Here is a 13,721-nt window from a genome sequence, read left to right as displayed (position 1 = left end):
TAAATACGGCTTAATTATAATTACCGTTAAGAAGCACTATGATTTTTAATATCTCATCGTCCAAAACATTAATAGCACTGGCTGTTGCCTCAAGTGTTTTTTTAGCAGGGTGTCAAGCAACTGCATCATCTTCAACAGCTACGCAAAATAATGTAACAACGTCTCCTGTTGCTGCCGTTGTTAATACCCCCGCCGATATGGGCTCTACTAAAATAACGTTAGAGCAAGCTATGGCCCATCCCGATTGGCTTGGACGTCAACCAGAGCGCGCATTTTGGGGCAGTGATTCTGCTACCATTATTTATGCACGTAAAGAGCAAGGTAATGAGTTACGTAACTTATTTAGCCAATCAATTACAAGCCAAAGCGCAGAGCAAGTAGCACTTAATAAACTGCACACTGTAGGTGCAAATAAAGCTGTTTATTCAAAAAATAAAGCCCTGCAAGCCTATGTATTTGAGGGTAATATATTTGTAAAAAGCGTTACAACAGGTGCAATTCAACAAGTAACGCATACCTCTAGCACTGAATCTAAGCCACAATTTTTAAATGATGGCAGCTTAGCTTATCGTCAAGGTAATACATTTTTTAAAGTTGACTTAAGCTCAGGCTTAACCACTGAAATTGCTAATTTAAAACTGGCAGATAAGCCCCAGGGCATTACAGAGCCAAGCAGTTATATTGCTAAAGAGCAGCATAAACTTATTGATTACATAGCGCTAACGCATAAAAACAATAAAGATAAACAAGCACGCAAAGCACAGCTTAAGCAGCAAAATAGCTCAATTGCTAATACTGAGTTTTATTTAGGCAAAGGTAATAGTGTAAAAGACGTGCAGTTATCGCCAAATGGTGATGCTTTATTAGTGGTAGTGCAAGAGCAAAGAGATTGGCGCGATGATAGCGATATAATGCCAAATTATATTACCGATGATGCCCGCATTGAACCTAAAAAAGCGCGCCGCCGAGTAGCTGACGAAAAGTCGCAAACCTCAGAGCTGGTATACATTAATTTAAACGATAAAAGTCAAAATACCTTAAGCTTTGATACCCTACCGGGCTTTGATGAAGACGTATTGGCAGCGGTTAAAAAAGAAAACTATGCCCGTGATGGTAAAACGTATAAGTCTAAAAAAGCGCCGCGTGGTATAAATTTAATTAGCGATTGGGGCTGGGATCAAAGCCCTATAATTTGGAACGACGACGGCTCAAACGTAGCAATAATGCTAGAAGCGTGGGATAACAAAGATCGCTGGTTAGCAACCGTCGATTTTAAAAATAATAAGTTAGTGTCGCAACATCGTTTACATGACGACGCTTGGATAGCCTATGCTTTTAACGATTTTGGCTGGCTACACAACTCTAACACCTTATATTATTTATCAGAGCAGTCGGGGTACAGTCAGCTTTATAAAAAGCCGTTAAATGGTAAAGCAACAGCGCTAACAACAGGTAAGTTTGAAGTATCTAACCTTACGCTTACCGACGATAACAGTGCTATTTATTATAAAGCTAACGTTGAACACCCAGGCCTATACGAAATTTACCGTGTAAATCCACTAACCGGTAAAAACGAGCAAGTAACCGACCTTAACGGTATGACCGACTATACACTTAGCCCTGATCAAACCAAGCTGCTGTTAAAGCACTCAACAATTATGTTACCAACTGAGTTGTATGTGGCTGATGCAAAAGCAAACACACAGGTTACCCGGTTAACACATACGGTTTCGGATGAGTTTTTAGCTAAAAAGCTAACAACCCCTAAAATAATTGCAGTGCCATCTAGCCATACTGATCAACCTATTTACGCAAAAGTGTACTATCCGGCTGATTATGTAGAGGGCGAAGTGGGTAAAAAGCGTAAAGCGGTTATTTTTAACCACGGTGCAGGTTACTTACAAAACTCGCACTTGGGCTGGTCTGGGTATTTTCGTGAGTTTATGTTTCATTCGTTATTAGCTGACGAAGGTTATGTAGTAATGGATATGGATTACCGCGCATCTAAAGGCTATGGACGTGATTGGCGTACGGCAATTTATCGTCAAATGGGTACACCCGAAACCCAAGATTTAGCTGATGGGGTTAAATGGATGGCAGAAAATGCCAACGTAAATACGCAAGCTGTAGGCACGTATGGTGGCTCTTATGGCGGCTTTATGACCTTTATGGCGTTATTTACCGCGCCCGAATTGTTTCAAGCGGGTGCTGCACTTCGCCCCGTTACAGATTGGGCTCATTATAATGCGCCGTACACAGCAAATATATTAAACCATCCGGATGTTGATCCAATTGCGTATGAGCGCAGTTCGCCTATTTACTATGCTGAGGGTTTAAACAAACGCTTATTAATTAATGCGCCTATGGTTGACGACAACGTGTTTTTTCAAGATACGGTTAGATTAGTACAGCGTTTAATTGAGCTTGAAAAAGAAAACTTTGAAACGGCTATTTTTCCGGTAGAGCCGCACGGTTTTGTGCAGCCATCGAGCTGGTTAGATGAATATCGCCGTATTTATAAACTGTTTAAAGAAACCCTGTAACGATTAATAACAAGTTACACCTAAAACGCCACTTTTAAGTGGCGTTTTTTTATATTTAGTTTTTGTTTTTAATATAGTTAACTAATAAAGGTGCGGCTAACAAAGTACCACCAATAGCACCAATTAAGTGCGCGTCAATTGCAACGGTTGAGTTTATAAGCTTACCAATATCGGCATTAGGGCCATTTAGCTGCTCAAATATTATTTTAAGCCACACCCCAATAAACAATAAATAGCCCGACTTAAGCTCAAGTGTTGTATCTTTAACTGCGCCCCAAATAATAACGCCATGTAACAGTGCGCTTAGCCCAGTGTAAATATAAATACTGGGGCAAAACCAGTAAACACCTAAGCCGCACCACAGAGCCAATAAGCTAATATTAATAGCGTAGCGTTTAGGCGACGTATGTTCGCCATGTAGTAACCAAATTAAAATAATACCGCCGCAGTTTAGCGCCAAATGTGCCCAGTTAGCATGAACAAATTGGCTGCTAAAAACTCGCCACAATTCGCCCTGATTAACTAAATCGCGATTAAATTCGAGTAAGTCATTTAAATCAAAAGTAGCAAAAGTAACGCTTAGCAGCATTAAAAATAAAGGAGGGAGTAAATAACGAGGTTGCACTGGTAAATTAAGCATTTAATTGTAATTTTTAGTATTAATTTTTGCATATTGTGCCTGTTTAACTTTAAGATGCCAATTAACTCCTGATAATTTAGGTTATTTACTTTTTATGAACTTTAAACATCACGCATTACTTGCTATTACATTATGTGCAACGTCTTTTCCTTTATTTGCACAACCCCTTACTCAAATTGAAACGCGCGAGCCAGAAGCCGCAACCGGCTTAGTACATAAACAAGCCGTGAGCGGCAATAATTATATGGTGGTTGCAGCTAACCCGTATGCATCTCGTGCTGGGCAGCAAATATTAGCGCAAGGCGGCAGCGCTGTTGATGCTGCAATAGCAACGCAACTGGTACTGACTTTAGTAGAACCACAATCTTCAGGTATTGGTGGCGGCACCTTTATGCTGTACTACAACAAAGTAAACAACAAATTAACCAGTTTTGATGGCCGTGAAACTGCACCAGAAAACGCCGACGAAACATTGTTTTTAGATAAGCATGGCAAAGCCGTGAAGTGGATTGAAGCCATAGTAGGTGGACGCTCAGTAGGTGTGCCAGGGGTTTTACATGCCTTTGCTGACGCACATAAACAATACGGTAAACTACCTTGGGCTGATTTATTTAAACCAGCCATTGAGCTTGCAGAGCAAGGCTTTGAGGTTTCGCCGCGATTACACGGTTTACTGCAGCGCCAATTAAACCCTGGTGTAATGAGCATGCCAGTAATTAACGACTACTTTTTCCCAAACGGTAAATTAATTGCGATAGGTAGCATCAAAAAAAACCAGCCATTAGCTAATTTATACAAAGAGATTGCTAGTAATGGTATTGATGCATTTTATAAGGGCGCTAATGCCAAACAAATGGTTAATGCGGTACAGCACTCTAAAATAGCGCCTGGCAAATTAAATGAGCAAGATCTGGCTAATTACACTAGCAAAGAGCGCGAGGCGGTATGTATTGAGTATCGTGTTTATAATGTATGTTCTATGGCACCACCCAGTAGCGGCGGGGTAGCTGTGCTGCAAATGCTTGGCTTATTAGAGCATAAAAACATGGGCGCACTGCCAGTAAATGGTGAGCAAGCACTGCATTACTTTAGCCAAGCATCAAGAATTGCGTTTGCCGATAGGGATGTTTACATGGGCGATCCCGATTTTACCCAAGTACCTACCAAGGAATTATTAAATAAAGACTATATAGCCACACGTGCAAAACTAATTACCGAGCAAGATATAACAGCCGTTGCTGGTAACCCAGTTGATTACTTAAGTTATGCCAAAGACGACTCGTTCGAATTGCCATCAACCAGCCATGTGTCGATTGTAGATAGCCAAGGCAATGCAGTGTCTATGACCAGTTCAATCGAAATGGCTTTTGGCTCAACGGTAATGGTAAATGGTTTTATTTTAAATAATCAGCTGACTGACTTTTCATTATCGCCGCGTAAAAACGGCCAGCTTGTAGCAAACCGAGTTGAAGCTGGCAAGCGCCCGCGCAGCTCTATGTCGCCAGTAATGGTATTTAATAAAGATGGAAGTTTACGTTTGGTTGTCGGATCTCCTGGCGGAAGCCGTATTATTAGTTACGTTGCGCAAGTGGTAATTGGCGTGCTTGATTGGGATTTATCTGTTCAAGAAGCAATTAATCTACCACGTACTACTAATCGTAACGACTACACTAGCCTTGAAAAAGGCACTGCGCTTGAAGCATTAGCGCCAGCACTTAGCAAGCGTGGTCATAATGTTAGAATTTTAGATTTAAATTCTGGTTTACATGCAGTTGAAGTAAAAAACAACACATTAATAGGCGGCGCCGATCCTCGACGTGAAGGGGTGGCTTTGTCTGATTTAACTGATAAAAGCGCCACTTTAAAATTCTAAATTATGTATAATACAAATGCGCTAAGCTAGTGTTTAAAATTAGCGCATTTATATATTCTCAATGGTCTGACAAGGTTAAATAGCATTGCAATTTAGCCTTTAACACCGATAATGGCAGATCATAACTTAAGACTAAGTAAAGCTTGGAAATATGACTACAAATACCGATCCAAATTATCTTTATATTCATCATTCTGGCCCCGGCCTTCTTGAAACGCCATTACTCAATAAAGGCAGTGCATTTAGCCAAAAAGAACGCGAAAACTTTAATATTGCGGGTTTACTGCCTCCTCGTTATGAAACAATCGAAGAGCAGGTAGAGCGTTGTTACCAGCAGTATTCTAGTTTTACCGACAATCTTAATAAGCATATTTATTTACGTGCAATTCAAGATAATAACGAAACACTTTATTATCGTTTAGTGCGTGATCATATTGAAGAAATGATGCCAATAATTTACACCCCAACAGTGGGTGATGCCTGTGAAAAATTCTCAGATATATATCGCAGCGCACGTGGATTATTTATTTCATATGAAAATCGTTTTCAAATAGACGACATTTTACGCAATGCCACCAAAGGTAAAGTAAAAGTAATTGTGGTAACCGATGGTGAACGCATTTTAGGCTTAGGTGACCAAGGTATTGGTGGCATGGGTATTCCTATTGGTAAGCTATCTTTGTATACCGCATGTGGTGGCATTAGCCCTGCGTATACATTACCGGTAATGCTAGATGTGGGTACAAATAACGAGAAGCTATTAAACGATCCTATGTATATGGGTGCGCGTCATAAGCGTATTACTCAAGATGAGTACGATGAGTTTTTAGACTTATTTATTAAAGCAATCAAGCGTCGCTGGCCAAATGTATTACTACAGTTTGAAGACTTTGCTCAGCCAAATGCGATGCCACTGCTGAAACGTTACCGCAATGAAATTTGTAGTTTTAATGACGACATTCAAGGCACAGCTGCAGTAACTGTTGGCTCATTGCTTGCTGCGTGTAGAGTTAAAAACGAACGCCTAGCAGATCAAAAAGTAGTATTTGTTGGTGCTGGCTCTGCGGGTTGTGGTATTGCTGAGCAAATTGTAAGCCAAATGGTTTTTGAAGGTATTAGCGAAGCGCAAGCACGCAGCCAGGTATTTATGGTTGACCGCTTTGGTTTGTTATCGGAAGGTATGGAAGGTCTACGCGACTTTCAGCAAGTTTTAGCGCAACCACAAGCTCGTTTGAGTGAATGGACGTACAGCGGCGAATTTGCGTCATTACTTGATGTAATGCATTGCTCTAAACCCGATATTTTAATTGGTGTTTCGGGCCAACCTGGTTTATTTACCGAACAAGTAATACGCGCTATGTATTCAGGTTGTGAACAACCTATTATTTTCCCATTAAGTAACCCGTCAAAACAGGTAGAAGCACAGCCAATAGATATTATTAACTGGACCGAAGGTAAAGCACTTGTTGCTACAGGTAGCCCATTTGCCCCAGTTGAATATAATGGTGAGCTTTTCCCAATTCCGCAGTGTAACAACAGTTATATTTTCCCGGGAATTGGTTTAGGGGTTATAGCTGCAAAAGCAACGCGTATTACAGATGCTATGTTAAGTGTTTCTAGCGAAATGCTGGCTGAATCATCGCCGCGTGCAAATACTGGCAAAGGTAGTTTATTACCGGCACTTACAGAAATTGAAACCCTAAGTAAACGTATTGCATTTGCTGTAGGCAAAAAAGCGATTGAAGAGGGCGTTGCTCTTGATATTTCTGATGACGCACTATGGGCTGCTATCGATAAAAACTACTGGTTACCTAAGTACCGTAACTATAAGCGCAGTAGCATTTAAAGCTGCAACTTAGTATTTAGTAATAATTAAAAAACAGGCTACGGCCTGTTTTTTGTACTTGTTCATCTGTAATTAACCACTTAAAGTGTTTAATAAGCTTAATATATAGCAAGCTGTAAATACTTTTTGTATTAAATTAGTGACCAATAAAGGATTGCGAATTTAATAAAGTTAGTAATATAACCAGTTGTTACGGTTAATATAAAAGGATTCACTTATGAAAACGTTTACTTTATTTTTAGGTGCAGCACTGAGCTTTAATGCATTTGCTGCGGCCACACCCGATACACCGCATATTTATGTTAAAGGTGAGGCAACAATTACCACCATGCCAGACCATGTATTATTAAATGTTGGCATTACCGAAATAGATAAAGATTTAATTGCTGCAAAAAATAAAACCGATATAACCATGGCTAAGGCAATAAAATTAGTAACAGCATTAGGTGTAAGTGATGCAGATATTAATGCCGGGCAAATATCAATAAACCGAGAAAGCCAATATAATCGTGAAAGCGGTGAGCAACAATTTAAAGGTTTTAGGGTTAGCAGATCTTTAACGGTTAAGCTTAATGCCATTAATAAATATCCCGAGCTACTACAAAACTTAGTAAACAATGGTATTAACGAAATTAACCATACGCGTTTTTTAGCAAGCAATTACGATGAACTCTACAAAAAAGCGCAAAAACTGGCTATAAAAGATACTCGCGATGCAGCTAAAGAATTTAGCAGTGAGTTTGGCGTAGAGTTAAAAGGCTTATATAGCGCATCTATGCAGCCATTAAATGTGCAATCGGCCCCTTATATGCGCGCCGAAAAAGTGATGCTCTCAGATAGTACACCGAGTAATTATGTACCCGATGCCTATCATGCAGGTGAAATCATTATAACTGCATCTAGTTATGCAGTTTATTATATAGATTAAGTTTATAACTTACTGGCGCTTAAAACGTGCCAGTAATGTATCACCTTGTTGCTTACTAATACGGGCAATTGATTTAAGCATATTATTAATTTCCTGCCTGTCGTACTCATTCGTTACGTGCTCGTTAATGTCATCAACAATAGCATTTAAATAATTAAATAAACTTTCCCTCGCCGCTGAATTTTCGTGAGCAACAAATAAAATATTTTTAAATGCTTCTAACACATTAGTCATTACGTACGCATCGCCTTTAGCGTAATTACGTAGCGGGGTAAAATTATCATGCAGTAATTCATCAAAGCGGGTTTCGTGTATATATAATAATGGCGTATCTTTGCTGTGTTTAAAGCTGTAATTAATATCACTTATTGAAAGTCGTTTAATTAATAAAATACTTAACATATCAATGGCTTTAACTGCTGTACCCGGATCGTTTATGCCTGGGCTCATCGCTTTAACGGCTATTTCTGATATTTGCGTTAAACCATAACGGTAATGGTCGCTAATATACTCTTCTATATAAAAAATAAAACAGCTTAAAATTTTAGCAATTAACTCATCATTACTTGAAATATCTTTATTACACTTTAAAAATGGATAACCTTTAACTGTAAAATAACCTTGTTTAACAGTGATATAAAGCTCAATTTCTTCTGCAGATAATAAGGCGCAAAGCTTATCGGTGTGCACTCCTTTGTAGTAGCCTTCAGTTTGACTATTTATAGAATGCCAATCAGTAAAGTCGGGAAGATTTTTAAGCGGCGCTTCTTGCTGACTTTTAATAATGGTTTTAATTTCACTTTTTGTTTGGCTAAATAAACCATTTAAAACATTATCTACTTGAATAGCGCGAGATATAGAGTGAATAAAAAATACGAATAGCCCTAACGAAATCAAACCAAAAATAAGCGCAAATAATACCCCAAGTGCCGGTATAGCCATGGCGCCATTCTCGAGTTTATTAATATTTATGAGCATAATTACTGAGTAAATAATACTGCCTAAATAAAAACCTAATACCAGTTGGTGAGATTTCCGGGTTATTAATCCAGGTACTACACGCGGCGATAAACTGGCACTGGCTGAGTTTAATACCACCATTACCATTGAAAAACTAAACACAGTTAACGAAATAATACTGCCGGCTAAGGTACTTAAAACAGTTCGCGCATTTTCGGCGCTATCTACTAATACTACAGATATAAACGACTTTAGCTTTTCAATAATGGGCATATATTCAACCGACATCGTAATAACCGCAAAGGTTAAAAATGCAATTGAAAGTAAAGAAGGGTAAAAGCCAATACTATTTATCATTTCTCGATAACTGTCGGCTACTTTGCGAGGTACAAACATAAAATCCTTATGCTTTATTGTATAAGAGTATTATTAATACTTTAGCATAGTTGTAAACTAAACTTCTGATAATGAAGGTTAACTTGTGTGTTATTATTGCCAAAAATATTAGGATAATACTGTGATCATTTCAACATACGCTGCATTACTTGCATTTTACTATATTTACTTAAGCTTTAACGTAATAAACGTGCGCAGGGCAGCGCAAATATCACTTGGTGAAGGCGAAAATCCACAGTTGCAACGGGCAATTCGTGCCCATGGTAATTTTATGGAATATGTACCGTTTGCTATTATTTTGCTTTTTTTAGCAGAATATCAGGGGTTAGCGAGTCATTATTGCCATGCACTTGGTGCAATGCTACTTATAGGCCGCGTTTTTCATAATTTTGGCATAGTAGAAAAAAACCTAAAGTACCGCCAAATTGGTGTTATAGCTACATTTTTAACTATGCTTATAAGTGCTTTAGTTATTTTATTAACCCGCTTTAGTTAAATTTAATTATGAATAACAAAATATTTATTATTGGTTTACCGCGTACAGGCACTACAAGTGTTTGCCATGCTTTTTTAGAGTTTGGTATACCAACAGCGCATACTGCTTACACAAACAATTGTTTTGATAACGCCCATGCAATTGCCGATACGCCAATTTTTAATGATTATAAAGCTCTCGATAAGTATTATCCGGATGCAAAATTTATTTATTTAGAGCGTGAGCTTAACGTATGGCTACCATCAATAAAGCAATTATTATTACGTATGCATACTAATTTAACACGCACTGATGGTGGCTTTAACATTCATATAAAGCATTGTTATTTAAATACATTTAGTAATTTAACAATTGATAATATAAACGATGATAGTTACTTAACGCATTGTTATAACACGCATATCAATGACGCTAAAAATTATTTTAAACACCAAGAGCAACGCTTTTTATCAATAAATATAGCAAAACCGCAAAGCTACAAAATGCTCTGTGATTTTTTAGCGATTAAAAGTAATAAAACAGATTTTGAAAAAATGAATATGGGCGGCAAAGTTACTGCCTGGAACGATATAAAACATCCGCTAAAAGTTGAATCAACAGCAAAAGGGCGCATAGATAAACTGTTACGCTACAAGGTTTAACTTTACAGGCTTAGGAGCATGATTTTTTACCTAATATACGCTAAAATCTGCGCATTATTTTACACCTTGTTATAAGTAGTACAGAGCATGTTTGAATTAAAATACCACACTCCATTTGAATGGACCGAAGTTGTACTTGATGACTTCGATACTTTTTTACAAGACCACGCCGCAGCCGAAAAAAAAGCATCGGGTATGGCCATGTCTATGCTGTCGCATTACCCCGATAAACGTAAACTGGTTACAGCTATGGCAGACTTAGCACTTGAAGAAATGATTCATTTTAAAGAAGTGCTGAAAATTTTAATTTCACGTGATGTAAATTTAGGTGACGACAAAAAAGACCCTTATATAAAACAAATACGTGCTTTATTTAGACACGGCCGCGACGGTTTTTTAATGGATCGATTATTAGTCGGTGGGGTTATTGAGGCAAGAGGGCACGAACGTTTTTCACTAGTGGCGCAAGCGTTACCAGAGGGCAAAGAAAAAGAGTTTTACATTGCGATTGCCGAATCAGAAGAAAAACATAAAAACTTATTTGTAGAACTAGCGTATGAGTATTTTGATAAAGAAGAAGTAGACATACGCCTAGAAGAGCTACTAATAGCGGAAGCTAAAATTTGTGAAAGCATTCCGTTTACTGCGGCACTGCATTAATTTAAGCTGTTAATGCCATACTCTAAAAGCGCTAAATTTATATTTGGCGCTTTTTTGTTTGTAACAATTACGCATAATTTAATAATTATTATGTTTGGACAAAGCTGATGATTAATATATTTTCAAAATATAAAGTAATACCAACAACAGCAGGTATTCTATTTATGCTATCATCCACACCGGTTGCTGCATCATTAGCGTGTAGTGATTTGTCTGGCTGTGAAAAAAATTTTGCGAGATAGAAAGCCAGCTTGCCATAGCTAAGGAACATGGTAATAAGTACAAGATTGAAGGGTTGAAAAAAGCATTACATGCAGCAAAAGCTAATTGCAGCGAAAAAGTATTGAAAGAAGATTTAATAGAAAAAATAAACGATGCTAACAATGATATTGCTGAATATGAAGAAGATCTGCTAGATGCTAAACAAGCAGGTAAAAGTGATAAAGTTAGGGCCTGTTGACCTTTCAGGATTAAAATTTGTTCAATCTAGGGGCGATTAAATCGCGGCGCGAGGTTTGTAACCTAGTGGGCTAAGTAAAAACCGAACAACAAAGAGTTAATCGTCCCTAGAAAGAACCCAAAGGGCAGCGCATGTTTGGCATTTATGCTGCGTTATCGCCTATTTATGGGGAATAACCACACTACATAGGCTCTGCTTTGCCTAAATACCAAACATACTGCTGCAAATTTAACCTCGAAAGATAAACAGGCCCTAGTAAGTATCAAAAAAAGATTACAGCAGAAAAGCTTAAACTAAAACATCTGAAAGATGAGCTTGGCAAAATTAATTAAATCACCAGTGGCTACTTGTTGTTAACGCTTTAGGTTATCGTTAACAGCGAGTGTACTGCGAATATTATCGGATTAACCATCATATTTAATTACATTATTACGCAACAATAACTATATACAGTGCAGGGCACTTCAATCTTTAAAACTAGCCTAATTAAAATACACTTAAAAAGTCATACTACAAATAGCAATCAAACATTATGGGGAAGCGCGTTTCCATTACTCTGTTTTATACCAGCTGTCTTTCAACAACTTAGAAGTTCATAGTTAAAACCACTATCAGCAGGGAGTTTTAGTTAAATAACCAAGCGCATTACTGTGATAAACATAATCACACCACAATTTAACATAATTTAAATGACTAATAATTAAACCAAATATAACTAAAACTGAAAATTAAAACCCTACATAATAGGCTATTTAAAGCACCTGCTTATAAAACGAACTAAACCAGCTGATTTATTACTGTTAATAGCGTTATTTTGTAAAACTAGCTATGTAAATACAGGTAAAACCCATGTGTGTAACAGTGATAAACCAGATCTTTTTGAGGTTTATTTATAAAAAACTATTACAACTGATAGCCAAAGTATAAGCATATGGTATATCAATTCAAATATTATGGCCGGATTGTTACTCATAAAGAGTAATAAAACAGCATGGGATTGAAATAGAAATGTTAGTTAGCTATTGGAATAGAAGATAAAATAAAGCGATTAACTAGGTTAAAGACTTAAGCTTATTTATAGGCGTTAATTATGTAGTAAGTTATAGCGCAAATTTAATTGAATTATCACTTAGTTAAAATCACAGTAAGGCTGCTAGTAAATTTATAGAATAAGTTAAGCAAGGATATGCATATAGAGATTTATAAGTAACGTGTAGGTATGAAATAGTAGCTGAATATTACCTAAGTTAAATTGGTAATTTATGCATAGCTAAAAGAAAGAAATGCTTTAAGGGGCCTGATTCATTAAGCTAGATAAGATAATAATTGCAACATAAGTGTTTATATACAAAGAGTATAAGAAGCCACATAAGTAGTAAGCAGCAAAATTCCGTTATTTGAATTGAAAATATAGCAAAGGCATAACAATATACTTGCAGACTGGTTAGTTATAGATAGGTGCGCTTTATAAACAAGGAGAACTTTAACCGCTAAATTATCAGCGGGCTTGTTTTATACAAATACATGTTTAAATAACAAACTTGCTTTATAGGGCTCATGTAAGTAAAGCATCCATATTTAAAGTTATGTATTCGTAGTAGTAGGAAAGCAGCTGTATTGAATTTACTTAAAAACGTAAAATACACTTAATAATCTCGTAACGAGAAGGCTTACAACACACATAGTTATACTGAATAGCTTATTTTAAACTCTATTTAACATAATATAAATCGTAAGAACCCAACCCAATTGCAGGGCGCGCCAGCCCTGAACTTACCTTTTTTAGTAACGACATTCTGACGGGGGTAAAACTCATCTAAGCCGCACTTTTGCGCCATAATTTAGCTATCTCAGGCTTTCCCTTCTTTTCCGCCTTATTTGCCTCTATCAAAGCCAGTGTTTTCAAGGGTTCTGGGTGGTCTGCAATCAAAAGTAACTGTAATGAGATATGTTCTGCAAATTCACGTTCACCAGTTCTGATACTGCTAAGTGTCTGTTTTGATATGCCTGTCAGTTTCCAAACCATGTAGTCTGAGTCAATATCTGCGGTGTCTCTGAACCAATCAAGTAGTTCTAGCGAAGTGGTTATTTTCATATGTTTTGCATCCGTCTTGGCGTGTCGGTGTTTCGATTATAGTGCTAGTTAACACATTGTGCACTAGGCCACAAGGTATGGACTATTCCACATCTTGTGGCTATCATTCTCCCGAATCAGTCATTCGACTGTTTTGCACTATGCTTGGCAGCAGGTGGCGGTTACTGCGCAATACAGTAACCG

General features: G+C 37.5%; 11 protein-coding genes. 8 read left to right on the top strand and 3 right to left on the bottom strand.

What is annotated here, in order from left to right; translation table 11 throughout:
* Window positions 1-38: 38 nt before the first annotated feature.
* Window positions 39-2,543, top strand: coding sequence for a prolyl oligopeptidase family serine peptidase (locus CIK86_RS06305; RefSeq protein ID WP_086996956.1), 2,505 nt, complete (start codon window positions 39-41; stop codon window positions 2,541-2,543).
* A 55-nt stretch (window positions 2,544-2,598) separates the two neighbouring features.
* On the opposite strand, the gene rrtA is transcribed toward CIK86_RS06305, so the two are convergent.
* The gene (gene rrtA, locus CIK86_RS06300) at window positions 2,599-3,183 is read right to left on the bottom strand and encodes a rhombosortase (protein WP_086996953.1); all 585 of its coding nucleotides are present in this window, start codon (window positions 3,181-3,183) and stop codon (window positions 2,599-2,601) included.
* A 94-nt stretch (window positions 3,184-3,277) separates the two neighbouring features.
* Here rrtA and ggt point away from each other — a divergent pair, with 94 nt between their 5' ends.
* From ggt to CIK86_RS06285, 3 genes are all read left to right on the top strand, one after another.
* Entirely contained in the window at window positions 3,278-5,056 is a 1,779-nt protein-coding gene (ggt, locus tag CIK86_RS06295) for a gamma-glutamyltransferase (protein WP_086996951.1), read from the top strand.
* 151 nt (window positions 5,057-5,207) lie between these two features.
* Window positions 5,208-6,902 (top strand): NAD-dependent malic enzyme, encoded by a 1,695-nt coding sequence (locus tag CIK86_RS06290; protein WP_086996947.1) that lies wholly within the window; start codon window positions 5,208-5,210, stop codon window positions 6,900-6,902.
* A gap of 217 nt (window positions 6,903-7,119) precedes the next feature.
* Window positions 7,120-7,830 carry an SIMPL domain-containing protein gene (locus tag CIK86_RS06285; protein WP_011328242.1) on the top strand — a complete coding sequence of 237 codons (711 nt, stop codon included), beginning with the start codon at window positions 7,120-7,122 and terminating at the stop codon, window positions 7,828-7,830.
* A gap of 9 nt (window positions 7,831-7,839) precedes the next feature.
* Here the strand turns inward: CIK86_RS06285 and CIK86_RS06280 are convergent, their stop codons facing one another.
* Window positions 7,840-9,186: a DUF2254 domain-containing protein gene (locus tag CIK86_RS06280; protein ID WP_086996944.1), complete on the bottom strand. Its 1,347-nt coding sequence runs from the start codon at window positions 9,184-9,186 to the stop codon at window positions 7,840-7,842.
* A gap of 121 nt (window positions 9,187-9,307) precedes the next feature.
* On the opposite strand from CIK86_RS06280, the gene CIK86_RS06275 reads away from it, so the two are divergent.
* The 4 genes from CIK86_RS06275 (at window position 9,308) to CIK86_RS06260 (ending at window position 11,443) form a co-directional block, all read left to right on the top strand.
* Entirely contained in the window at window positions 9,308-9,682 is a 375-nt protein-coding gene (locus tag CIK86_RS06275) for an MAPEG family protein (protein ID WP_011328240.1), read from the top strand.
* Window positions 9,683-9,690: 8 nt separating this feature from the next.
* Complete coding sequence (locus CIK86_RS06270; protein ID WP_086996941.1) at window positions 9,691-10,323, top strand: sulfotransferase; 633 nt, start codon at window positions 9,691-9,693, stop codon at window positions 10,321-10,323.
* Between the two features lie 87 nt (window positions 10,324-10,410).
* Window positions 10,411-10,983, top strand: coding sequence for a tRNA-(ms[2]io[6]A)-hydroxylase (locus tag CIK86_RS06265; RefSeq protein ID WP_011328238.1), 573 nt, complete (start codon window positions 10,411-10,413; stop codon window positions 10,981-10,983).
* Between the two features lie 238 nt (window positions 10,984-11,221).
* Complete coding sequence (locus CIK86_RS06260; RefSeq protein ID WP_086996938.1) at window positions 11,222-11,443, top strand: DUF1090 domain-containing protein; 222 nt, start codon at window positions 11,222-11,224, stop codon at window positions 11,441-11,443.
* A gap of 1,816 nt (window positions 11,444-13,259) precedes the next feature.
* Here CIK86_RS06260 and CIK86_RS06255 read toward each other — a convergent pair.
* Window positions 13,260-13,538, bottom strand: a complete 279-nt coding sequence (locus CIK86_RS06255; protein ID WP_086994068.1) for a hypothetical protein — start codon at window positions 13,536-13,538, stop codon at window positions 13,260-13,262.
* Between the last annotated feature and the right edge of the window lie 183 nt (window positions 13,539-13,721).

The sequence above is a fragment of the Pseudoalteromonas sp. JB197 genome (assembly GCF_002332205.1).
Taxonomy (GTDB): domain Bacteria; phylum Pseudomonadota; class Gammaproteobacteria; order Enterobacterales; family Alteromonadaceae; genus Pseudoalteromonas; species Pseudoalteromonas nigrifaciens.
Note: the sequence above shows the minus strand (reverse complement) of the source record. Positions and strands in the feature narration are given on the sequence as shown.